General features: G+C 28.7%; 18 protein-coding genes. 8 read left to right on the forward strand and 10 right to left on the reverse strand.

Translation table 11 applies throughout. From position 1 onward, the window contains the following. From DIS07_RS01510 to DIS07_RS01520, 3 genes are read right to left on the reverse strand one after another with little or no spacing between them, the layout of a single operon-like run. Positions 1-1,368, reverse strand: a complete 1,368-nt coding sequence (locus tag DIS07_RS01510; RefSeq protein WP_109403446.1) for a DUF5723 family protein — start codon at positions 1,366-1,368, stop codon at positions 1-3. After that, complete coding sequence (locus DIS07_RS01515; RefSeq protein WP_109403447.1) at positions 1,369-1,914, reverse strand: hypothetical protein; 546 nt, start codon at positions 1,912-1,914, stop codon at positions 1,369-1,371. It lies immediately after the preceding gene. 35 nt (positions 1,915-1,949) lie between these two features. After that, positions 1,950-2,633 (reverse strand): YjjG family noncanonical pyrimidine nucleotidase, encoded by a 684-nt coding sequence (locus DIS07_RS01520; RefSeq protein ID WP_109403448.1) that lies wholly within the window; start codon positions 2,631-2,633, stop codon positions 1,950-1,952. 77 nt (positions 2,634-2,710) lie between these two features. On the opposite strand from DIS07_RS01520, the gene DIS07_RS01525 reads away from it, so the two are divergent. Beyond that, positions 2,711-3,847, forward strand: a complete 1,137-nt coding sequence (locus tag DIS07_RS01525; protein WP_109403449.1) for a glycosyltransferase family 4 protein — start codon at positions 2,711-2,713, stop codon at positions 3,845-3,847. Further along, positions 3,848-5,116 (forward strand): MATE family efflux transporter, encoded by a 1,269-nt coding sequence (locus DIS07_RS01530; protein ID WP_109403450.1) that lies wholly within the window; start codon positions 3,848-3,850, stop codon positions 5,114-5,116. Here the strand turns inward: DIS07_RS01530 and DIS07_RS01535 are convergent. Genes DIS07_RS01535 through DIS07_RS01550 form a run of 4 tightly spaced genes read right to left on the reverse strand, consistent with a single transcriptional unit; the run spans position 5,096 to position 10,293 of the window. Further along, positions 5,096-5,968 carry a hypothetical protein gene (locus DIS07_RS01535; protein ID WP_146190695.1) on the reverse strand — a complete coding sequence of 291 codons (873 nt, stop codon included), beginning with the start codon at positions 5,966-5,968 and terminating at the stop codon, positions 5,096-5,098. The genes DIS07_RS01530 and DIS07_RS01535 overlap by 21 nt on opposite strands. A gap of 1 nt (position 5,969) precedes the next feature. Further along, positions 5,970-7,274: a polysaccharide deacetylase family protein gene (locus DIS07_RS01540; RefSeq protein WP_109403452.1), complete on the reverse strand. Its 1,305-nt coding sequence runs from the start codon at positions 7,272-7,274 to the stop codon at positions 5,970-5,972. 39 nt (positions 7,275-7,313) lie between these two features. Further along, positions 7,314-8,000 (reverse strand): RadC family protein, encoded by a 687-nt coding sequence (gene radC / locus DIS07_RS01545; RefSeq protein WP_109403453.1) that lies wholly within the window; start codon positions 7,998-8,000, stop codon positions 7,314-7,316. Between the two features lie 37 nt (positions 8,001-8,037). Further along, entirely contained in the window at positions 8,038-10,293 is a 2,256-nt protein-coding gene (locus DIS07_RS01550; protein WP_235869070.1) for a tetratricopeptide repeat protein, read from the reverse strand. 187 nt (positions 10,294-10,480) lie between these two features. Here DIS07_RS01550 and trkA point away from each other — a divergent pair, with 187 nt between their 5' ends. The 4 genes from trkA to DIS07_RS01570 are packed head-to-tail and all read left to right on the forward strand — an operon-like array spanning position 10,481 to position 15,528. Continuing rightward, positions 10,481-11,833, forward strand: coding sequence for a Trk system potassium transporter TrkA (gene trkA / locus DIS07_RS01555; RefSeq protein WP_109403455.1), 1,353 nt, complete (start codon positions 10,481-10,483; stop codon positions 11,831-11,833). A 4-nt stretch (positions 11,834-11,837) separates the two neighbouring features. Then, a complete protein-coding gene (locus tag DIS07_RS01560) occupies positions 11,838-13,337 on the forward strand; it encodes a TrkH family potassium uptake protein (protein WP_109403456.1) in 1,500 nt (499 codons plus the stop codon). A 6-nt stretch (positions 13,338-13,343) separates the two neighbouring features. After that, a complete protein-coding gene (locus DIS07_RS01565) occupies positions 13,344-14,483 on the forward strand; it encodes a phosphoenolpyruvate carboxykinase (ATP) (protein WP_109403457.1) in 1,140 nt (379 codons plus the stop codon). Beyond that, on the forward strand, positions 14,473-15,528 hold the full coding sequence (locus DIS07_RS01570) for a nucleotidyltransferase family protein (protein WP_109403458.1): 1,056 nt from the start codon (positions 14,473-14,475) through the stop codon (positions 15,526-15,528). Before DIS07_RS01565 ends, DIS07_RS01570 begins: the two co-directional genes overlap by 11 nt. On the opposite strand, the gene DIS07_RS01575 is transcribed toward DIS07_RS01570, so the two are convergent. Continuing rightward, on the reverse strand, positions 15,518-16,873 hold the full coding sequence (locus DIS07_RS01575) for a UDP-N-acetylmuramate--L-alanine ligase (protein WP_109403459.1): 1,356 nt from the start codon (positions 16,871-16,873) through the stop codon (positions 15,518-15,520). The two genes, DIS07_RS01570 and DIS07_RS01575, sit on opposite strands and share 11 nt — an antisense overlap. A 169-nt stretch (positions 16,874-17,042) precedes the next feature. On the opposite strand from DIS07_RS01575, the gene DIS07_RS01580 reads away from it, so the two are divergent. Continuing rightward, on the forward strand, positions 17,043-23,654 hold the full coding sequence (locus DIS07_RS01580) for an alpha-2-macroglobulin family protein (protein WP_109403460.1): 6,612 nt from the start codon (positions 17,043-17,045) through the stop codon (positions 23,652-23,654). A 90-nt stretch (positions 23,655-23,744) separates the two neighbouring features. Further along, complete coding sequence (locus DIS07_RS01585; RefSeq protein WP_109403461.1) at positions 23,745-24,191, forward strand: hypothetical protein; 447 nt, start codon at positions 23,745-23,747, stop codon at positions 24,189-24,191. A gap of 41 nt (positions 24,192-24,232) precedes the next feature. Here the strand turns inward: DIS07_RS01585 and DIS07_RS01590 are convergent, their stop codons facing one another. Both DIS07_RS01590 and DIS07_RS01595 read right to left on the reverse strand, forming a co-directional pair. Next, positions 24,233-24,583 (reverse strand): TfoX/Sxy family protein, encoded by a 351-nt coding sequence (locus DIS07_RS01590; RefSeq protein ID WP_109403462.1) that lies wholly within the window; start codon positions 24,581-24,583, stop codon positions 24,233-24,235. 92 nt (positions 24,584-24,675) lie between these two features. Beyond that, positions 24,676-25,704 carry a M28 family peptidase gene (locus DIS07_RS01595; protein WP_109403463.1) on the reverse strand — a complete coding sequence of 343 codons (1,029 nt, stop codon included), beginning with the start codon at positions 25,702-25,704 and terminating at the stop codon, positions 24,676-24,678. Positions 25,705-25,756 lie beyond the last annotated feature (52 nt).

A 25,756-nucleotide genomic window follows, 5' to 3' on the forward strand; every position in this document is an offset into this window, starting at 1 on the left:
TTAATTAAAAATTAAGTTAAATCCAAATTGTAAAGACAAACCGTTGGCTGATGCAATATCGTTAATTTGAGTTAAATTATCTATCATTCCATAAAAATTAATTTTTCCAATCTGAGTTGATAATCCTAATCCTAAATTATAAAAAGAATATTGATCTAAAGTATAGGTAACTTTAACTTGAAACTTATCTGATATAGCAGATTGGTAAAAACCTGTAAGAGCAAGCTGAGGACCTAAAGGTCTAAAAACAGAATATAACTGCGCCCCAACTGCATTTCTATAAAAATTTTTAAAAGTACTATCGTAACAATATTTACTTCTAACTCTACCAAAACTATATTTTAAAGAAGCATTAAATTTAGTAGGTCTCCAAGTAATATAAGAATTATTGTTATCTCCAAAAGACACTTTTTCTCTAAAATCAGTATCTAATTCATTCCAATAGTTTGGATTGCTGGCATTAAATTCAAAATTTAATCCTTCGAAAGTATAACTCCCTTTAGCAGTAGTATTTTTAATATTCTTTTTATGTCTAATAAAACCAAAATCTATAATACTTGCAGAAAACTCTAATTGCTTATTAATTTTATGAGTTATTCCAAAATCTAACCCGATGCCTAAATTACTGCCAAAAAAAGTATTACTTAAATAAGAAGAAGCTTCTTTAATTATCTCATTATCTTCAACTAGCCCAGAAGTTTTAAAATCAACATTTAAATTATCTAAATAATGAGTATATATATTATTTTTTCCTAAAACTGTTGTAAAAGTACCTGAGTTATTTTTAGATTGCATATTCAAGGCAGAAGAGTAAAGCTTAAACCGACCTCCAAGAGTTAAATTTTCATTTACTCTTTTTGAAAAACCAAAGTGTAAAACTCCAATAGCATCTATATTATAATTTATCTGAGAGATATTAAAACTTCTGTTGATGTAAGGAGAATTACCCTCTGTTGCTAACGTAATTATATCTTTTGGATAATAGCCAATCGCATCAATTTCTTCGTAAAATCCAAAACTGAAATAAATTTTTTCTCGATATCTGTATCCAATATTAATTATTTCTATTTGTGTATTAAACTTTAAATGATCAGTTACTGAGAGTTTATTTAATACTGCAGAAACTTTGTCATTAAAAGGAACAGTATTATTATCAAAAAAATCTCTTAAAACAAAACCTGTAGAACCTAATTCTGCTGAAAAACCAGATAATAACGGAACTCCAATATGGTATTTATAATTAGTTTCTGCTCCCGGATTTAATAATAGAGTTTGAGGAAGTTCTGCAAAATCATACAATATTTGTTTATTCTGAGCAAAAAAAGCATTAGTTAAAATAACGAAAAATAGGGGGAAAATTTTTTTCATTTATATTGATGTTTCTAAATAAATAGTAGAACCAGACTTAAATTCAAATACCCCAGATTCATTGGCATCTATAGGTGTTGTAATATCATCTAATTTAATAGTTACCTTAACCTTTACAACATTTTTTATTGCAGAATTAGATTTAACATCAATAGACTCTGTTGGAGGTGTATTCAATTTGTTAGCTTCAATTTTTAAATCTTGAAGTCTATAAATTAAAACATCATCCTTGTCTAACAATGAAGTTTCTATTGTAAAGCTTCTATTAAAGGTATTATTAATTTCAAATTTATAATCGACTTTGACCAAGTTCTTTTGAACAATAGGATTTTCAAAAATTCTAAAATCAGATATTTGAGTTACTTCAGTAGTTACTGGTGCTCCTGGTGGGGGCACAAAATTACTTGCATTTATATCAGTAAAAGCAATTGAAAAAGAATATGAAGGTTTTGTAGAATAATCTTCTATTTGATTAAAATCTAAGTTTTCTGCACAAGAAACCAATACAACTAATAAAATCAGTACTATTTTCTTAGGGATAGCCATTTAAATGTAAGTTTAACTTAAAAACGTAAAATGAGTTAAAGATATTGTTTTATTTCTAAAAGAGAAGCTACTGTAATCGTTTTGTTATTATTTGATAGCTTGTTGTCAAAATTACAATGAATTGCTTGTAAACCAACATTTAGTGCTCCTTCTATATCAGCTTCTAAATTATCCCCAATCATTACTGAGTTTTCTTTTTTGGCTTTTGCTAAATCTAAAGCATAGTTAAAAACTTTAGAATGAGGCTTTTTAACTCCCACAGACTCTGAAGTTATTATTTTATCAAAATAATGATAAATATTAGAATGTATCATTTTTTTATTCTGAATTTCTTCGAAACCGTTCGTAATAATATGAAGCTTGTACTTCTGCTTTAAATAATCTAAAAGTTCTAAAGCTCCTTCAAATAAGTGATTATAACTTGCAAGATATGTAATATAATCATCAGACAATTTGTTAATTACTTCATCATTAACATGAAAACTAATTTTATCAAAAGTATCTTTTAACCTACCATATCTCAACTGTTTTTTGGTTACTTTTTCTTCTCTATATAGTTTCCAATATTCAAAATTTAAAGGTTTATATACATTTAGAAAAGCTTCTAAATTTATATCTAAACTGTTAATACTAAATATTTTCTGAAATGTTAAATCTGAGTTTTTCTCAAAATCCCACAAAGTATGGTCTAAATCAAAAAAGATGTGTTCTATTTTCATAAGGTTAAAAGTAAAAATTTAAACATTAAAACTCCTGTTTTTAGTTATTATATTTGCGTTAGCTAAATTTTACTTTTTTGAATCAAAAATTATCTGTTTTATTTTTATGTGGATGGTATCCTTCTAGGATTTTGCCTTACAATGGTGATTTTGTACAAAGACATGCAGAAGCTGTTTCTCTAAAGCATAATGTTTCTGTTATACATATTATTACTGATGATACATTACAATCTAAAATTGAATATACTTTTGATAAAATAAATAATGTAAATACACATATTGCATATGTGAAATCGACTAAAAATTATATTTTAAAATTTTTATTGTTTTGTAAAGCTTTTCATTTTTTGATTAAAAAGGTGGGCACACTTGATGTTGTTCATTTAAATGAAATATACCCATTTGGCATCTTTAGTCTTTATTTAAAATGGGTAAAAAAAACACCTTTTCTTGTTTCTGAACACTGGACAGGTTATCATAAACCTCAATCGAAAAATATACCATTTTTTCAAAAACTGATATCAAAAATCATTAGCCAAAATGCGTCTTTTGTTTGTCCAGTTTCTGATAACTTAGCAAAATCAATGCGTATTTTTGGTTTAAAAAGCAACTATAAGAAAGTACCAAATGTAGTAGATACTAGTTTATTTATCCCTATTAAAAAGAAAAATAATATTTTTACAATAACTCATATTTCTAATATGAGAAATGAACATAAAAATATTATCGGAATTTTAGATGTTATATCTAAAATTGAAAAAAAAATTGATAATTTTCAGTTTAAATTAATAGGAGAAAATTCGAGTAAATATTATAATGAAATTTCTAAATTAGGAATTGATAATAGTAATTTTTTTTTATTGGATCAAATACCTCATCAAGAAATTGCAAAAGAATTAGCTAATAGTGATTTATTTGTTTTATTCAGTAATTACGAAAATTTACCATGTGTAATTCTTGAAGCATTTTCTTGTGGCATCCCTGTTATTTCTACCAACGTGGGTGGTATTAGTGAATATTTCCCTGATGATTTTGGAAAGCTAATAGAAGTTAATCATCAAAAAAAATTGGAACAAGAAATTATCAATTGTTATGAAAAAAAATATTCTTTTGCGAACAAAGAAAGAATGCATGATTATGTAAAATCTATGTTTAGTAAAGAAACTATAGCCTTAAATTTTTCTGATCTTTATTTTAAATCTTTACAAGATTAAATGAAACTAATTAAAGATTACATATTAGGTTTTATAAGTAGGTCTGGAAATTATGTTTTCGGTGCTACAATTCTTGCTAGATTGTTTTCTTTTATAGCTTCTTGGGTTGCCCTAAAACTAATACCTAACAATGAATTAGGTGTTGTTCTTTTTGCTTATAATATAATTATTTTTTTACTCCCAATTGCAGGTTTTGGTTTGCATCAAAGCCTAATAAGATATGGAGCTTTATTAAAATCAGAAAAAGATAAAAACAGTTTATTTATCTATGTTTTTTATAAAGGTATTTTAGCTTCTATCACTATTATTGGCTTAGTAATTTTTACTTGCTTTTTCATTGATTTCAAATTTGAAGACACTTATTTTTATCTAATCATTTTGTCATTTATTATTATTCCTAGTTTTATTTTTGAGATTCTTAGAGCTCAACTAAGAATTCAATACAACAACAAATCTTTTGCCTATACCGAGTTTGCACACAGTATTATACTGTTAATAAGTGTTTTTACTTTGAGTTATTTCTTTAAAGAAATAGGTTATGCTATAGCGTTGTTAATTACACCTTTACTAACATCTATTTTGTTTTTTAATAAACTAAAAATAGATTTTTCTCATAAAATAAAGCTTCCAATTATAAATGTCTCTTTTTGGAGATATGGTTTTTTTGCTAGTTTGTCTAATGTTGTCACTCAACTTCTTTTTGTAATTGATATTCTCTTAATAGGTTATTTAATGGAGGACACAGAAATGATTACTAATTATAGATATATATCTTTAATTCCATTTAGTTTACTCTTTTTACCAAGAGTTTTTATGGCTACAGATTTTGTTTCTTTCACAGAGAAAATCCATAATAAAAAGTATGTTGTAAATTATATCAAAAGCTACACATTATTTTTCTTGGGGATTAGCACAATAATGTTATTTATTAGTTTCATTTTTTGTGATTCAATTCTAGCTATTCTTGATAAAGAGTTTATCGAGTTTAAAGACACATTCTTAATTTTAATGATAGGAATTGTTGGTATTTATATTTTAAGAGGTTTGTTTGGAAACTTATTGTCATCAATAGGAAAAGCTCATATTAACTATTACATTGCTAGTATTGCTTTAGTACTAAACATAGTAGCTAACTATTACCTGATACCCAAATACGGAATAAAAGGAGCAGCAATAACAACTGCAATTTTAATGTGGTTTACTGGAGTATTATCTTTGATCTGCTTTTGGAAATTATATAAAACGAACTTAAAGTTTGTTAAACAATAAACCAATACTATAAATGTTAATTGTAGGATATTTTTCTACTTTGGCTCCAAAACTTCTATAAAACTTACCAATATTAGTCATATTGCCCCCTTCAAAATCTAAAATTAAATTTTGTCCAGATTCTTTCTCAATAATTTTTGATAATAAAAAACTTGAAGCTTGTAATTTCCTTCCTAAATCATCAAAAGCTGAAAACAAATAAATAATTCTGTTTTTGTATCTTATAAAAAAACCTCCCCCTAAAAAAGTGTTTCCTTTAAAAACCCCTAAAACTTCTCCAATATTTTTTTTTCTTACACATTCGAATAACTTTTCTAATTTACTTTCAGGAAAAAAATATAAATAATTACTCTTTTGTAATTTTATAATTTCATTTATCTCTATAGTTTTTATTTCTAAATTATTTTGCGCCCCTTTTTGGATTGCATGTTTCCTACCTTTTGAAAAATTCTTTTTTAGTGTTGTGTAATCCATAGATAAGTCCAAAATATAATTCAACTTTACACTATTACTCAAAATGCAATTTCCAGCATTAAACGATAAAGTAGTTTTAAAAAAATAGAACGGAATTTTTTTTACAAAATCAATTTCTTCACATTTAGATAGTTTTTTTTGTGAAAAAACACCAAGTTGTTGACAAAAATAAGGTTGGGTAATATATTTTATAGTATACTTTTTTTTCCAAGGAAGAGGCATTACTGCTTCATAATCATTTAAAACCAAGACATCCCAGTTTTCTGCAACAATGTCCAAATACCAAGACATCCCATAAACCCTTATTTGTAATGACTTTTCTATACAAAGATTATACTTTTCAATATCAATATTTTTCTTTTTTATGTATTTAATCATCTTAAACCATACTGATTTTAATCATTGAATCGTATAATCTTTTCCATCCTTTCCAGCGGTCATAATCACTTAAACTTTCGTTATGAAAAAGTGTTATAAATGTTCCATTAACAGCCTTTACTTCGTTCTTTAAATCTCTTATTCTTCCTAAAGATTGTTTAGGTGTTAATTTCATATAATCATTTAAAGTAGTATCCATTAGAGCAAAAGGAAATACTTTTAAAGGAGTTTGAATTTCAAAATCTAAATCATAAAAATAAAATGGTGTACAGGTGCTTGCTCTGAAACCTACATTACTTGCATACCCCATAGAATAATCTTCTTCTACTTCTAAATCTATTAAATGTTGATAGGTCTCTGGTAATCTAAATCTTAAAAAATGTTGCCTTGATCTTTGAACAGGCATATTTATAATATGCTCTAATCTAATTTTTTCTTTTTTTAATAATTCTGGATTATTCAAGGTAAAATAAGAAGGGTGTAAACCAACTTTAGCATAATCTACCATTTCTTTAATCAATAACCGGTATTTTGTTTTAGATGCTGAAACATTGGTATCGAAAGTGGTATAATCACCTATTAAAAAAAAGAAAATGGTTTTAATATCTTTTTCTTTTTTTATACTCAAGATTTTACCAAAAGTATCAAATGGGTCTTTTTTAATATTAAAGGTAACTGCAAATCGATTCCATACATTTATCAACCTAAAATTAACTAGGTCTTTAAAAAACCCACCAACACTTCTCACCAAACTTTTGTGTTTGTATGCAAATGCGTTATCTATATCTATAGTTGAAATAAAGTTAAAAGAACGATTTTTATATTCATAATCAGGAAATTTTTCTTTTAAGGCTTCTAATAATTTAAATGCCCAAATATCAACTACAGGTTTCTCTAAAAATTTATATTTATATGCCAAACTCTGTTCTGCGGTATATCTTCCGTGTTTATCTTTTACATGTGGTAAATATTCTTCGTATCTCGAAATTAAATAGAAACTTGCAGCAAAAATATCATACGGAATAGATGATTTGGGTCCTGTTTTAAAAAAACAAGGAACTTCATCCCATTTTTGAATCACAATATCCATGTCATTAACACCTTGTTCGAACAATAAATCGTTACTTTTTACAAAAAACTCGTTACTTAAAGGTGTTCTTGTATAGGTTAGTTTTGGTCCATTATGCGCAACAAATTCTTCTACTTTAGAAGTAAAATCTACAGGAATCATTAAGATTCTTGTAAAAATATGCTTAAAAATATAACGAACTCTTGGTGTTACCTTATGTGTGTAGATTAATATCATTAAATGAATTACGAATTTTGAATTACGAATTTTGGTGATTTACAAAATCCTTTCATCTGCAAAGCTAAAATACGATTTTTCGGTAATTATTAAATGATCTAGCAGCTTTATATCTAAAGTAATTCCTGCTTCTTTTATCTTTTTAGTTAATTGTTTATCAGCATTACTAGGCTGTAATTTACCAGAGGGATGGTTATGACAAACTATTATACCAACCGAAGCTAACTCTAATGCTCTTTTAAACAATAATCTAACATCTACAATGGTAGCAGTAAATCCGCCTTTACTTACCTGATTTTTAGCCAAAACTTTATTTGAATTGTTTAGAAAAAGCACCCAAAATTCTTCGTGAGGTAAATCTCCGATAATAGGCTGCATCAAATTAAAAACATTATTACTGCTTGTTATTTTGGGCTTTTCTAAAGTCGTTTCTAATAGACGTCTTTTACTTAATTCTAAAGCAGTAATTATTGCAATTGCCTTTGCTTCTCCAATTCCTTTAAAACTTATTAATTGTTCTACGGATAGTTTTGCCAATTCATTAATATTATTACCAACAGATTGTAAAATTCTTTTAGATAGTGCTACAGCACTTTCGCATCTGTTTCCAGAACTAATAAGAATGGCTATTAATTCGGCATTAGAAAGTGAATTTTTTCCTTTAGCAAGTAATTTTTCTCTTGGCCGGTCATCTATAGCCCAAGATTTAATGGTTCGCTTTTCCATATATCAGTTTTTGATAAAAATACAAAAAAGGAAATTCTTACAATTGATTTAAGAAATTTTGGTATTGTTGGTTGTTTGGGTATAAACTGATAAGTTGTTTTACAATATTTTTTGCTTTTACTTTTTGGTTAGATTTTGCATAAATATAAGCCAAAGCATAAAGTAAACTCTCATTATTAACATCAACTTTTAAACCTTTAAAAAAGGTTTTTTCGGCATTTTTAAAATCTTGTTTTTTATCATATAACAATGCTAAATTATAGTAAACTCTTATGTTTTTTGGCATAATTGTAATTGCTTTTTGCAACTGAAATATGGCATCTTCTACTCTATTTAACTCTGCATACAATAATCCTAAAGAATAGTAAACAGGCCCAAATTTTGGTTCTTGTTCTATCACTATTTTATAGGCTTCTTCCGCCTGTTCGTATTGTTTATTGTTGTAATATAATTTGGCTAAATTTATTCTAACTTGGTTGTTAATATTATCTATATCTAAGGCTTCTTCATAACTTTCTATAGCTTTAGGTAAGTTGTTTTTTTTAATATAAAAATCTCCTCTTTTTATTCTTGTACCTACAAAATCTGCATTGGTATTTATATGTGCCCAAAATTCATTTTTTACTTTTTGATAACTTTCTTGATAGATTAATGGAATCTGAGATTCATCTAAGGTTGCCAAACCAAAAAATGCTTTTATTCGAATACTTCTTTTAGCATCTTCTAATAACGGTAAAAAATAAGAAGTATAATCCGTATTATTAATTCTACTTAACACATCTATACTTGCGCCCCTAACCAAAGCAGAATCATCATTTAGCATTTTAATATATTCTTCCACAAAATTTTGAGCATTGTAATTTTCTAATACTTTAGTCGCTGATGCTCTCACAATTTCTGGCTCACGTTTGTCTTTCATCAATTCAATTAAACCCTGGTGTCCATGGGTTTGATTGGTTATTCCAGCTGCTAATTTCTCTGAAAAATGAATTGAATCCACTTCTCCAAAAAGTTTTATAAAACTTTTCCAAGCCCATTTATCATCTTTATCTTTATGACACTCAGAACAAGCATTTGGAGTTCCATACTTTAGACTTAAATCTGGTCTTGGTACTCTAAAACTATGATCTCTTCTAAAGTCATTCCCCATATAAAATTTCCCAGTCATATGACAATTTACACATTTTGAAGAGGATGTATTGGGTCTATGAAAGTGATGTTTAGGTGAATCATATTTTTCTTGAACATGACATTGAGCACACAGTTTATTTCCATTAAACTTTAGTTTTAAAGAATGTGCGTTATGACAATTTGTACAAGTTACATCGTTTTGATACATTTTACTTTGTAAAAATGAGCCATATACATAAACCTCATCTAAAATTTGCCCATCAGCTTGATACAGCCTTTCTTCTAATAATTGTGGAAAATAGTGATCCAATAAAGTTCCTTCAAAATTAAAATGCTCTGAATATTGTTCTCTTCTCATATGGCATCGTGCACATTCATCAACCAATTCTTTAGGTTTTGTGCTTTTTGTCATTTTTAGAGTTCCATGAGCAATGTAATCTTTACCCATTTTTTCTGCATTTATAACATGATCTTTCCCTGGACCATGACATGCTTCACAATTTACGTTGATAATTGAATATTGTGTATTATAACTATGACTACTCTCTCTGTAATTTTTACGAACATTAGTTGAATGACAATCTGCACACATATTGTTCCAGTTTAAACCACCTCTAGACCAATGCAACCATTCTGAGTGTACTACTTTAAAATTTGGATACAGATCGAACCATTTATTTTTTACAACATCCCAAGCGGTTCTTAAACATTGATAATGCCCGTCAGGGAACTTGACTATATATTGTTGCAAAGGGGTAATCCCAAAAACATAAACAATTTTATAATTGTGGTTTTTACCATCTGGTCCTTCTGTATTCACATAAAAATCACCACCTTTTTTATAAAACTTTGAAGTTACTCCTTGACTGATAAATTCCTGATTGTTAAAATTCCCCAAAACCGATAAACTATCGGCTATTTGCATCGCTTTATCATGATGAGAACCTTTCCAATTTTGATATTCCTTTTCATGACATTCTTTGCACTTTGCATCACCTAAAAAATGATTATCAGGTATTGCTTTTCCGGTAAGAAATACATTTTCACCTTTATCAACCTCCTGATATTTATATTCTTGAGTTTTCTTGCAAGAAATAAAAAAGAAAGAAACTACTAATATTACAAAAGTATTTTGTAACATTAAATTTAAAAATATTTTCACAAAAATGTTATTTGTTAATTGTGATAGTAAAATTAGGATTTAATTAACCATCAAAAAAAGATATTTATCAGTTTTTTATAAAACTGAAAATCTTTATTTTATAGTTGTTAACTATGGAAAACTACCTTTTATTTGTATTTGCAACCAAACTCTTTATATCTTTGTAACTTATTTCGATATTTAACACATGAAAATTATTATAGCTGGTGCTGGAGATGTTGGTTTTCACTTAGCTAAACTTCTTTCTTACGAGTCTCAAGACACTTATATCATAGATTTTGATGGAGAAAAGTTAGAATACATCAACAATCATTTAGATGTAATTACAAAAAAAGGAGATGCTACTTCTATAAAACTTTTAAAAGAAATCGGTATAGACTCTGCTGATTTGTTAATTGCTGTTACAGATAGTCAAAATACAAATTTCACTATTTCTGTAATTGGTAAATCTTTAGGCGCTAAGAAAACAATTGCGAGAATTGACAACTCAGAATTTTTGAATGAGAATGAATGTGAAGTTGACTTTACTCAATTTGGGTTAGACTTTATGATTTCTCCCCAAGAATTGGCTGCTAATGAAATTAAAATGCTGTTAAACCAATCTTCGTTTAATGATACTGTTGCTTTTGAAAGTGGTGTTTTTAATGTAATGGGAACTCCTCTTACATATAAATCACCTATTTTAGATTTAACCGTTAAAGAAGCAAAACAAAAGTTTCCAAATGTAGATTTTATTACCATTGCCATTAAAAGACAAGGTGTTTCTCAAACTATTATTCCAAGAGGAGACACCACTTATGAGTTAGGAGATCAAGTGTATTTTTGTGTTCCTAATTATAGCATGAAAGATCTCTACCCTATTATTGGTAAAAAGCAATTTAACATTAAGAATGTGATGATTCTTGGCGGAAGTAGTATAGGTGAAAAAACTGCTAGAAATCTTTGTAAAGATAATTTTAAAGTAAAATTAATCGAAAAAAACCGAGAAAAAGCAGAAACACTGGCAGAACAGTTAAATGATACGCTAGTAATTAACGGGGATGGAAGAGATTTAGAGCTCTTAGAAGAAGAAAACATTAGAGAAACTGATGCCTTTATTGCAGTGACAGGAAATTCTGAAACTAATATCATGTCTTGTTTAGTTGCAAAATCTAAAGGAGTAAAAAAAACAGTTGCTTTGGTAGAAAATATGGATTACATTGATATTTCTCAGACTATTGGAATTCAATCTTTGATTAATAAAAAATTAATTGCGGCCAGTAATATTTTTAGACATATTAGAAAAGGAGAAATTTTAGCGTTAGCTAATCTACATAATATTGATGCAGAAGTTTTTGAGTTTGAAGTGAGAGATAATGCAAAGGTTACAGAATATCCTATTAAAGATTTACGTTTTCCTAGAGAGGCGGTTTTTGGAGGAATTATTAGAAATGAAGAAGCAATTATGGCTACAGGAAACATGCAAATTAAAGCTAACGATAAAGTAATTGTTTTCTGTTTACCTGAAGCAATAAGTACTGTAGAAAGTCTATTCAAATAATTTAATGGGAAATTTAAACACTAAAATAATATTCCGATTTTTAGGTATTACTGCCATATTAAACGGACTCTTTATGTTTATCGCATTTCCTTTTAGTGTCTTTAATGAAGAATCTGCGAAATGGGGAATTTTGAATGCAGGAATTGTAACTGTTACAATTGGTTTTTTACTTTTCTTTTTTAACAAACCTAAAAGTACTAATATTCAAAAAAAAGAAGGATATCTTATTGTTACATTAGGTTGGTTAACATTATCATTAACAGGAATGTTGCCTTATTTATTATCAGGTGCTATTCCAACCATTACCAATGCCTTTTTCGAAACAATCTCAGGATATTCTACCACTGGATCATCCATTTTAACTGATATAGAAGCTATGCCAAAAGGAATTCTCTTTTGGAGAAGCGCAACACATTGGATTGGTGGAATGGGGATTATAGTTTTAACTATAGCAATTTTACCATTATTAGGAATTGGTGGAATGCAATTGTTTATGGCCGAAGCCCCTGGGCCTTCGGCAGATAAATTACACCCAAGAATCACAGACACTGCTAAACGTTTATATTTAATATATGTAACCTTAACTTTAACTCAATTTTTCTTTTTAAAATTTGCCGGAATGACTTGGTTCGATGCTATAAATCATGCTATGGCAACTATGAGTACTGGGGGGTTTTCTACCAAAAATAGTAGTGTAGCTTTTTACAATAATCTTCCTCTTGTACAATATATTATTATCTTTTTTATGTTGGTTGCAGGTACAAACTTTGTATTGACCTATTTTGCTTTAAAAGGAAAAATTCAGAAGGTTTTTCAAAGCGAAGAATTCAAATATTATTTGTTTGGAATTATTGGTATTTCGGCAATAGTTACAATTATTATTGTACATTTTCAAGACCCAAACTTACAGACTTCTATTAACCACCCAATGGTATTAGGAAAAGAAGAAAGTGCGGTTAGACATGCATTATTTATGGTAACTTCTGTAATAACTACAACAGGTTTTGTAACTGCAGACTTTACTATGTGGAACTTCTTTGCCACAGGTATTTTCTTTGCGTTATTTTTTACTGGAGGCTCTGCAGGATCTACTAGTGGTGGTGTTAAAGTGGTAAGGCATATTGTGATGTTAAAAAACAGTTTTTTAGAATTTAAAAAAGCGCTACATCCAAATGCAATTATTCCAGTGAGATATGATAAAAAAGCAGTACATCAAAATATTGTTTTTAATATTATTTCTTTCTTTATTATCTATATGCTTATTTTTATTATGTCTTCTGTAGTTTTAACATTATTTGGGCTTGATTTTTTATCTGCATTAGGTGCTGCTGCATCTTCACTAGGTAATATTGGTCCCGCTATAGGCTCAGTTAGTCCGGTTGATAATTTTAATCATTTAACAGGTGCAGCAAAATGGTTCTGTTCTTTTTTAATGTTAATTGGACGTTTAGAATTATTTACGGTTCTAATTTTGTTTACACCTTTCTTTTGGAGAAAAAATTAATTACAGATGATAAACAAAACGCACTTTATATATAAACCAATAGAAGATAAAACTATAGTCTGGTTTGAAAACACTAATGAATATCTAGTTTTAGAAAATACAACTGCTGATATTTTAAAAAGACTTAGCAAAGGGATTTCTGTAAAAAAAATTGCTGCGGCATTGTCAAAAAAACTTTCTGTTCCGATAGAAAAAACTATAGATTTTGTTCTTGACTTAGAAAAAAGAGTTTATGCCACAAAAGTAAATCAGGAATTGGAAATCATTAGTGACGCTAAAGATATAAAAATACCAGAAAAATTTGACTATATAAAATACTACAAGATCAATGATGTTATTTTTAAAATGTCTTATTCAAGTGAAAAAGAACTCTCTTATGTACATCCCAAGTTTGCTCATTTAGTTATTGACAAACCTACCAATTTCGAACATTCCTTTGATGTATTTATAAATAACAACTATATTTTCTTGTATATCAATAAAGAATTTATTGGATCTTGGAATAGTAAAGAAATTCATTTTTTTCAAGGAAAATTTTCGATGGAGTTAATTCAGAAAATCCATCAAAAAGAAGAAAAAGACTGGATGGGAGTTTTTCATGCATCAGCTGTAAGTAATAATAAAAAATCTATTTTATTTTTAGGTGATTCTGGCAATGGCAAAAGTACTTCTTTAGCACTTTTACAAGCTAATGGTTTTACTTGTTTAGCTGATGATTTTGTTCCAATAGATATTGATAAAAAAGAAGTTTATAGTTTTCCTGCCGCAATATCTATCAAAAAAAGTAGTTTGGATACTTTGCTACCTATTTATCCTGAGTTAGAAACCACAGCAGAATATAATTTTACACGTCTAAACAAAATAGTTCGTTATCTAAAACCTAACAACAAAAATTATAATAGCCATATACCCTGTAAAGATTTAATCTTTATAAAATACAAAAAAGATTCACCTCTAATTTGTAAAAATATTTCTAAAATAGACGCATTTCAACAACTTGTTCCAGATTCTTGGTTATCTCCTATCAAAAATAATGCTCAGATTTTTTTAGATTGGTTTGCTCATTTAACATGTTATCAACTCACTTATTCTAATAACGAAGAAATGATTGATAAAGTTTCTCAAATTTTTGACAATGAACTATAAAGAAACATTGTTTTTTATTGGAAAATGTTTAACTATAAATTATGAAGCACATAATTATAAAATAATTGAAAATTTATTAAAGTCTGGAAATATCGATTGGGATCCTGTTGTTAAGGTCAGCACTAATCATTACGTTTTTCCTGCGTTATATTGTAATTTAAAAAGAGCCCATTTTCTTCACTATCTCCCAAAAGATTTAGTTGAGTTCATGAAACATATTACAGATTTAAATCGAGAAAGAAACGAACAAATCATAGCACAAGCCAAAGAAATTAATGAAATCCTAATAGATCATAATATTACTCCTATTTTTTTAAAAGGAACAGGAAACTTATTAGAAGGGTTATATGAAGATATTGCAGAACGCATGGTAGGTGATATTGATTTTCTTGTTTCTGATAAGAATTATAAAAATACCATTACTATTTTAGAATCTCAAGGCTACTCTAAAGACGAAAATCAAATAGATACAACTTTTGTAAACAGACACTATCCAAAAATTGTACATAAAAAAAGAATTGGTGCTTTAGAAATTCATTTTAAAATGGTTCTTGCACCTTATGATGACTACTTCAATTTTAAAACTATTAAATCAGAAATAAAAAAGATTAATTCAATTGCTGTTTTATCTTTTAAAGATCAAATTTTAATGACATCTTTTAATCAGCAAATTAATAATCATGGGGTTTATTTGAAATCTATATCACTTAGAGGAAGTTATGACTTATTTTTATTATCAAAAAAAGCATCTACCATTAGTGCTTTAAAAAAGGTTTCAAAATATTTTAATCAACTTAATTCTTTTATAGCAAGCACAAGTAGATTATTTAACAACCCAGAAAGTCTAGTTTTTGAACGCAATAATGAATCAGACAAATTTATATCAAAACAATTGTTTTTTATTGAAAACACTAAAGCTTATTCAAAAAATAAAAAAAATTGGGAGTTATACTTTCTTTATAAATCTAGATTATCAATTTTTTTAAAAATGTTTTATAATAAAGAAAACAGACAATATGTAATTGATAGAATTTTTAAAAAATAATACTTCTTAATTCTTCAAAATCTAATCCCCCATAATTCCCAGAACTCATTAAAACAGTAGCTGTATTATTTAAATCTTGGGTAAATAAAAACTCTTTAAATTCTTGCGGATTGGTATAAATAATCAAATCCTCTCTTTCAAAAGCATCGGCTATTTGTTTTTCTGTAACTTCTTCTAATTGTTTAATTTTAACTGCATGCGGAGAATAAAAAACAATTGCTTTATCAGCAGCATCTAAAGCTCCTTTGTATTCTGCTAAAAATTCTGCATTTAAACTAGAATACGTATGCAACTCTAAACATGCCAAAACGGTTCTTTCTGAGTATTGTTCTTTTACTGCTTTTGTAGTGGCGGCAACTTTACTTGGACTATGTGCAAAGTCTTTAAAAATAACTGTTGATGTATTTTCAGCTATCTTTTCTAAACGCTTGCTTGCTCCTGAAAAACTAGCAATGGCTTCATAGAAGTCGTCTTCATCTATTCCCATATGCTGACAAATCCATTTTGCACCTGCCAAATTTTGAAGATTATGTTTTCCAAAAATTTCTAAAGGTAAATCTCCCTCTTCAGTTTCTATGTAAGTAGTTCCGTTTTCTATAAAATAATTAGGCGTTTCATAAGGATACTTCTTAATATGATTTTCCGAAGATTCAACTACTTCTTTCACATTTTCATCTTCTACATTGTACACCATACTTCCTCCATTCACCATAGAATCTGTAAAAATTTTGAATTGCTCAACATAATTCTCAAAAGTTGGAAATACGTTGATATGATCCCAAGCAATTCCACTCAACAACGCAATATTCGGTTTGTATAAATGAAATTTAGGTCGCATATCAATAGGTGAACTCAAATACTCATCGCCCTCTAAAACAATAAAATCGTTTTCTTGAGTTAAATGCACCATGGTTTCAAAACCTTCCAATTGGGCACCCACCATATAATCTACTTTTTTATCGTGATAATTTAACACGTGCAAAATCATAGAAGTAATGGTCGTTTTTCCGTGAGAACCTCCAATGACTACTCTTGTTTTATCCTTTGATTGTTCATATAAAAATTCAGGATAAGAATAAATTTTTAATCCTAATTCTTGAGCCTTCAACAACTCAGGGTTGTCTTTTTTTGCGTGCATTCCTAAAATAATCACCTCTAATTCTGATGATATTTTCTCTGGAAACCAACCAAATTCAGCGGGTAATAATCCGTATTTTTCTAAACGAGATTTTGATGGATCGTGAATCGTATCATCACTTCCAGAAACTTGGTATCCTTTTTGGTGTAAAGCAATGGCTAAGTTGTGCATTGCACTTCCGCCAATAGCAATAAAATGAATTTTCATTGAACAAATTTTAAAAAGTAAAAATACAAAAGCTTTGTTCAATATAAAGTATCTTTAGAACGAAACTCAATTAAAAATTGGTTTTACGTAGTGAAAGAACTCGTTTACTAATTCTAGATTGTTTTATAAACTGATTTATACGTGCTTTATGGTACTAAATCTATTGATTATGAAAAAAATTACACTCACAGTATTAATGACAATATTATTCTCAACCATTTCTAACGCTCAAAACGCTTTTGACAATCTTTGGATGCAAGTTGAAAAATTTGAGGTAGATAACCTACCAAAATCTGCATTAGAAATCGTTGATAAAATTTTTACTAAAGCAGAAAAAGAAAAGAATTCTCCTCAGTTAGTCAAATCACTTTTTTACAAAAGCAAGTTTGTTTTAATTTTAGAGGAAGATGCTCAATTAAAGGTTATCAATAATTTTAAAAAGCATATTGCTACTAGTGAATTTCCAACAAAAAATGTGCTAGAAAATGTATTGGCAAATCTGTATTGGCAATATTTTAATCAAAATCGATACAAGTTTTATAATAGAACAAAAACAGCAAACAAAGTAGATTCTAATGATTTTAGAACTTGGGATTTAAATACTTTATTTAAAGAAATCCATACTTACTTTAATGCTTCCTTAGAAAATGAAGATCAACTTCAAAAAGTAAATACTCAAGATTTTTCTGACATCTTAATTCAACAAAAAGGTTCTAAAACCTACAGACCAACATTGTATGATTTCTTAGCAAACAATGCCTCAGAATTTTACAAATCTTCAGAGACCTCTATTACAAGACCATCTTATAAATTTGTTTTGGATAATCCTGCTTTTTTAGGCGATTACAAATCGTTTTCTAAATTAAAATTGAAGACAAAAGATAGTTTGTCTTTACAATTTAATGCTTTGAAAATTTATCAAAAATTGATTCAATTTCATCAGAAAGAAAACAATTTACAAGCATTGGTAGATGCTGATATTCATCGAATTGATTTTGTAAATCATCACGCTACATTTAATCATACAGAAAATATTTATCTATCAACATTAAAATCTTCAAAAGAATATTTTAAACAAAATGAAGTAAGTGGTTTATATGCGTTTGAAATAGCCAAAATCCAAAAGAATAAATCTGAAAATAAACTAGCTTTAGAAATATGTAATCAAATAATAAAACAGTTTCCTAAAAGCATAGGTGCTATAAATTGTCGAATTTTAAAAGCTCAAATTGAAGAGAAATCTTTATCCATTAAAGCAGAAGAATACATTCCAATAATTACCAATTCTAGAATTTTAGTTAATTATAAAAACATCAATAAATTATTTTTCACCGCATATAAAGTCACTGAAAAACAACTTCTAAAGTTTCATAAAACTTATAAATTAGTGGATAAAATTACTTTACTCAATTCTTTTGAAATATCTAAGAAATGGAATTCAAAACTAAGAAATGAAGAAGATTATATAGAACATTCTACAGAAGTAATCATACCAAAATTTGAAAGCGGAAGATATCTTATCATCACTTCAGAAGATGGAAATCTTTCAGAAAAAAAGATGTATGGTTCTGCATCCTTTCAAGTCACCAATTTAACATTAATAGAAAATACTTTTGATGGCAAATACACCTATCAAGTAGTAGATAGAAATACTGGAAGATCAATTAAAAAGGCGAAAGTTTTTCTTAAAAATAGAGTTTTTAAAAACTTATACCATATCAATAAAAAACTTATTACAAATAAAAATGGTTTTGCTTCTTTTAATAGTGATGAAGATTATAGAAATGTAGAAATTTCGGTTTCCACAAAAAACGATTTTGCAACTTTTGGAACTCATTATTTGTATGAAAATGATAGAAATAATTACAGAGATGAAGATGATGAAGAAATCATTATAAAACCATTTATTTTTACAGATAGAAGTATATATAGACCAGGACAAACTGTTTATTTTAAAGCCATTGTCATCAAAAAACAAGGTGAGAAATCCGAAGTTTTTAAAAATGAATATGTAGAAGCTACCTTATATAATGCAAACAACCAAATTGTTAAGATGCTAGATTTAAAGTTGAATGAATTTGGTTCAGTTTCTGGAGAGTTTAAGATTCCTAATAATGGTTTAACCGGAGAATTTTCGATAGAAATTGATGAAAGCTCTGAATATGACAGTAAATTCTACGAAAAAGTAGATTTTGATTTTGATTACAATAATTCTGTTACAATATCGGTTGAAGAATACAAAAGACCCAAATTCGAAACCGAATTTAAACCCGTTATAGAGAGTTTTAAAATAAACGATTCTGTTGTCGTAAAAGGTTTTGCTAAAGCTTTTTCTGGGGCTTCAATTACAGACGCAAAAGTGGTGTATAGAGTTCATAGAAAAGTGCAATATCCTAGTTGGTGGTTTTGGGACAGACCACAAGCAACTTCGCAAGCGCAAGAGATTACCAATGGAGAAAGCATCACAGATGCATCAGGTAATTTTTCTATCAACTTTAAGGCTTTGCCTGATGAAAGTGTTGACAAAGCAAGTTTGCCCGTTTTTTCTTATGAAATAACTGCAGATGTTACCGATATTAATGGCGAAACTCGCAGCTCAACTACAACTGTAAAAGTTGGTTATCATTCTTTGTTGGCTACTATTTCTTTGGATGATAAAATTGATAAATCTCAAAAAGAAACAACACTAAAAATAGATACAAAAAACTTAAATGATGAATTTGTACCCGCTAAAGGAACGCTAAAAATATACAAGTTACAAGCGCCTAAAAATCCGTTAAGAAAAAGACCTTGGTCTGCTCCAGATTATCAAGATATTTCAGAAAATACATTTAGAATGTTATTCCCAAATGATCCGTATACTGATGATGAAGCGGATGAGAAAGACTGGAAAAAAGGCGAACTAGTATTCTCTTCTAATTTTGACACTGAAACTTCTAAAGAAATCAAACTCAATACTATCAAAAACTGGATTTCAGGAAAATACGTGGCCATTTTAGAAAGTCAAGATAAATTCGGACAAAACGTAAAAGACGAAAAAAGGTTTGCTCTATTTTCTACCAAAGAAAAACAAGTTGCAGATGCACAATTATTTGTTATCAATACCGATAAAACTTTCTATACAATTGGTGATGATGTGGCATTGCAAATTGGTTCAGCATCTAAAAACATTACTGTTGTTATACAGATAGAAAAGAATTATAAAATTGTGGAAACTTGTTTGGTAAAATTAAACAACACTACAAAAACAATAAAAATTCCTGTAACCAAAAATGATGTTGGCGGATTTGCAATTAAATATCACTTTGTAAATTACAATGAGTTTAAAAGCGGAAGTTTACTGATTAACGTTCCTGACAAACAAGAAAATATTGAAATTGAAACTAATATTTTTAGAGATAAATTACAACCAGGGCAAGAAGAAACTTGGAGTTTTTCAATTAAAAATGATAAAAACAATGCAGTAACTGCAGAAGTTTTAGCCTCTATGTACGATGCTTCTTTAGATGAGTTCAAATCGCATAATTGGAGTTTTAATCCAATTGCACCAAAACCTAGTTATAGCTCTTATCAAACTAGTAGCGCTAATCATAGTTTTGGAAACATCAATTTTAGCATCAGAAATAATCAAAAAAAATATTATGGTTTTCCTACCATTTCTTACGATAGTTACAATTGGTTTGGTTTTTCTTTGAACGGAAACAGGTGGCAAAATCAACAATATTTAAGAAATGTGAAACGCAAAATTAATGCTACACGTAAAGATTTTGATGGAACAATTACTGGTACTATAGAAGATGAATCCGGCCCTTTACCTGGAGTTTCTGTACTAATTAAAGGAACAACTTACGGAACTTCAACTGATTTTGATGGAAACTATACTATAAAAATAAAAAAAGGTGACGTTTTGGTCTTTAGCTATTTAGGTTTCAAAACAAAAGAAATTTCTATTGGAAATCATACCAATTTAAATGTTTTATTAGAGGAAGATGCAAGTAGATTAGATGAAGTTGTTGTGGTTGGTTATGGTACTCAAAGAAAAAATAAATTCAGTTTAGGTATAGATTATCAACCTGGAAATTCTTCAAATATTACAAAATCTATATTAAGTATAACTCCTGGTCTAGTTTTCGCTGAAGATAAAGATGGAGCAGTTGACAATATTAGAGTAAGAGGCGTAAGCTCTATTAAAGGAAATAATCAACCTCTCTACATAATTGATGGCAAAATTGTAGAAAAATTTGATATCAATCAAAATGAAATAGTTGAAATTAGCTTTTTCAAAGAACAAAAAGACGCAACTGCAATCTATGGTTCAAGGGCTGCAAATGGAGTGATTATCATCACAACAAAATCGGGTCAAGCTAAATTAGACGCAGCATTATCTAAAGTAAAAGCCAGAAAAAACTTTAAAGAAACTGCTTTCTTTTTTCCACAATTAAGAACAGACAAAGACGGAAAAGTGAGTTTTAGTTTTACTATGCCAGAAGCCTTAACACGTTGGAAATTGCAATTGTTAGCACATACAACCGATTTAAAATCTGCGACGAAAACCTTAACAACTGTTACCCAAAAAGAATTAATGGTTGTTCCTAACGCTCCTAGGTTTTTAAGAGAAGGTGATAAAATTACTTTGTCTGCAAAAATTACCAACTTAACAAACAATTCTTTAAATGGAGTTGCTAAATTAATTCTTACTGACGCTATTTCTAACAAAGAAATTAATATCGATTTAGAAAACACAAACTCAAACAAAAACTTTACCGTTGATAAAGACGGAAACACCAATGTTTCTTGGCGTTTATCCATTCCAGAAACGGTACAAGCAGTTCAATATAAAATTGTAGCAAAAGCCGGAGATTTTTCTGATGGCGAGCAAAATGTTTTACCTGTTTTAACCAATAGAATGTTGGTTACTGAGACAATGTCAATGTGGATTCGCTCTAATCAAACCAAAACGTTTACATTAGAAAAACTAAAAAATAATACTTCATCAACTTTAAAAAATCATAAGTTGACTTTAGAAATGACTTCCAATCCTGTTTGGTATGCTATTCAGTCTTTACCCTATTTAATGGAATACCCTTATGAATGTGCAGAACAAACCTTCTCTAGATTTTATGCAAATACATTGGCGAGTTTTGTGGCGAATTCAAATCCGAAGATTCAAGAAGTATTTAATGCTTGGAAATCTTCTGATGCCTTATTATCTAACTTAGAAAAAAATCAAGAATTAAAATCATTGATAATTCAAGAAACACCTTGGTTACGTGATGCTCAGTCTGAAACGGAACAAAAGAAGCGAATTGCTTTATTGTTCGATTTAACAAAAATGGCAAATATGCAAGAAAAAGCCATCAACAAGTTAAAAGATATTCAAATGAATTCTGGTGGATTTCCTTGGTTTAAAGGTGGTAGATATCCAAGTCGATTTATCACTCAACATATTGCCACTGGTTTTGGTCATTTACAAAAATTAGGTGTGACTAATTTTGACAAATCAACTCAAAAAATGATTAAAAAATCTGTTCAGTTTTTGGATAATGAACTGATAGCTCAATACAATAAATTGTTAGAAAGAGCATCAGAAATCAAAGAACAAGCTAAAACCGAGAAAAAAGGTGAAAAAGCCTACAGAGACTATTTAGCTAAAAACAATTTGAGTTATTTTACCATTCAGTATTTATATATGCGTAGTTTTTATAATGAAATTACAATGAATAATGATGCAAAAAGTGCTGTGAATTATTATCAAAATCAGACTGAAAAATATTGGAATGATTACAATTTGTATGCAAAAGGACAAATTGCATTGTCATTATTTAGAGGTGATAAAAAACAAACTGCAAACAAAATTGTAAAATCTTTAAAAGAGAATAGTATTACTTCTGATGAAATGGGAATGTATTGGAAAAGTAATACTGCTGGCTATTGGTATTATCAAGCGCCTGTAGAAACTCAAGCATTACTAATTGAAACTTTTTCAGAGATTGAAAATGACACAAAAACTATAGACAACTTAAAAGTTTGGCTATTAAAAAACAAGCAAACGAACCGTTGGAAAACCACAAAAGCAACCACAGAAGCAGTATATGCTTTGTTATTGAATGGAAGTGATTGGATATCGGTTACAGAAATGGTAGATATTCAATTAGGGAATCAGAAAATAAATCCTTCAGAAATGAAAAATGTTAAAGTGGAAGCAGGAACAGGATATTTTAAAACATCGTGGAATAAAACTGATATCAAAAAAGAAATGGCAGGTGTTACCATCACCAAAAAAGGAAATGGTATTGCTTGGGGCGGATTATATTGGCAATATTTTGAAGATTTAGACAAAATTACATCTGCAGAAACTCCACTAAAATTAGACAAAAAATTATTCTTAAAAGTAAATTCTGATACAGGTAAAGAATTGCAAGAAATTACGAAAAACAGCATAGTAAAAGTGGGGGATTTAATTACTGTTAGAATCGAGTTGCGTTCAGATAGAACTATGGAATTCATCCATATGAAAGATATGAGAGCTTCTGGAGTTGAGCCAATTAATGTCTTATCTCAATACAAATGGCAAGACAATTTAGGGTATTATGAAAGTACAAAAGATGCAGCAACCAACTTCTTTTTTGACAGATTACCAAAAGGTATTTATGTTTTTGAATACGATGTAAGAGTTAACAATGCTGGTGATTTTAGCAACGGAATTACAACCATTCAATCTATGTATGCACCTGAATTTAGTAGTCATTCAGAAGGAGTTCGATTACAAATAAAGGATTAGTTTTTAAGATAATTTTTAACCTTTTATCTGTTAAAAAGAAACATCCAATTTGCTACATTTGTTCTGAATTTAAAATAAAATCAAACAATTATGAAAAAAGTATTTTTAGTATTTAGTTTAATTTTTACAGCAACATTATCAATGAATGCACAAGACATTTCTGAAAACGCAATAGGACTTCGTTTTGGAGGTGGAAATGGTGTTGGAGGAGAAATCTCTTATCAAAAAGCTCTAGGGAGTAATAATCGTTTAGAAATTGATTTAGGTTTGGCTAACGAATTTGCAAACTTTAAAGCAACAGGTTTATATCAATGGGTTTGGAATTTAGAAGATAAATTCAATTGGTATGCAGGTGCTGGTGGAGGAATCGTTTCTGCTGGCGGAACTGGAATTTACGCTTCTGGTGTTATAGGAATTGAGTATAATTTTGAGGCTCCAATTTTACTTTCTATAGATTACAGACCTGAAATTGGTGTTGCTGGTGGTTTAGATGGTTTAAATTCTGATGTAGCTTTATCAATAAGATATCAGTTCTAGATTCAATTAGAATAGAAATTTAAAATCCTCTAAATGAATTATTAAGAGGATTTTCTTTTTTTACTCGCTTTTGCTAATGGATTAAAATCCAAAGCTAATTGCAACCAATAATGTAAATCTTCATCTAAGTCTATAGTCTCATCTGTAAGAAAAACATAGCCTTTCATTGGTCTTCCAGTAAAATTCATTTTATTACAACCCTCTTTTAGCAAAGATTCCTCATAAATATCTGGGTTGATTCTAGCCATTAATTCATCTTTAACAATACCTACACACATTTTTTCATCAACCATAAAACACAAACCTCCAAACATTTTCTTCTCAAAAAAATTCACATTTTTATCTTTAAAAAACATGGATACTCTGTCTGCTAAAAATTCATTATAAGCCATTTCTGATATACGCTTTTAGATTTTTTATACGCTTTTCAACTCCACCCTTCTAACATCCATCTTCAAACTTCAAACTTCAAACTTCAAACTCCCTACTTCTCTTCAAGAACAACTCTTGTTGGCGTATCTTTTCCGCTAATAATACTTTCTGTTCCTTTTGCAACAGCTTGAATCGTTTGGGTAATAATTGTCATATTTAAAGTTTCTGCTTCATCTGTAACTTTATGATAATCTTTATCTTTATCTATTGCTGTCGTAGAAAATGTGTGTGAAGGCACTCCTAAACGTGCTAAAGAAGCATTATCAGACCTAAAAAATAAGTTAAAATTCTTGTAAGGATCAGGAAATAATTGATAACCAGAACCTTTTAAATTTTTCTGTACAATTTTTCCGAAATCAGATCTTTCAAAGCCTGTTAACCAAGCTGTATTTTTACCAAAACTTGGTATTTTTCCAATCATTTCTAAATTGATCCCTGCCACAAATTTACTAGCATCAATTCCTTTCCCAAAGTGAGTAGAACCAATTAATCCCATTTCTTCAGCAGTAAAAGCCACAAAAACAATTGTTCTTTCGTTACCAACTTTTTTAAAATATTCTGCCAAAGCTAAAACGCCTGTTACCCCCGAAGCATCATCATTTGCACCATTAAAAATTTTATCTTCTCCTTTTTCTCTTATTCCCAAATGGTCATAATGTGCAGATATTATTACATATTCATCCTTTTTACTTCTGCCTTGTAAAACTCCAATAATATTAGCGCTAGTTATTTTCTTTTTACTTCTTCTATTGGTAAATGTAAACGTTTGTCTATAGGAATCTAAATTCTCAAAAGTTGTTAGCCCGATTCTCTTAAACTCGTTTTCAATATATTTTGCTGCTTTTTCAATACCTGGTGTTCCTGCTTTTCTACCTTCCATATTATCAGAAGCTAATGTGTACAGATGTTTTTTTACAATTAAAGAGTCTATAAAAAAATCCTTTTTTGCTTGTATATTTTTTTTACTTTTTGAAAAAGTAACTCCGTCTTTGCCTTTTTTTCCATCATTGGCTTTTTGGGTAACTTTACAACTGCTGACTAAAAAGACAAATACAAATAAGGTGTAAAATATTTTTTTCATGATTTTAAGAAATTTAAAGCATAAATATACCGAATTTAAATCCTTATTTTTG

The sequence above is a fragment of the Polaribacter aquimarinus genome (genome assembly GCF_003129485.1).
Taxonomy (GTDB): Bacteria; Bacteroidota; Bacteroidia; order Flavobacteriales; family Flavobacteriaceae; genus Polaribacter; species Polaribacter aquimarinus.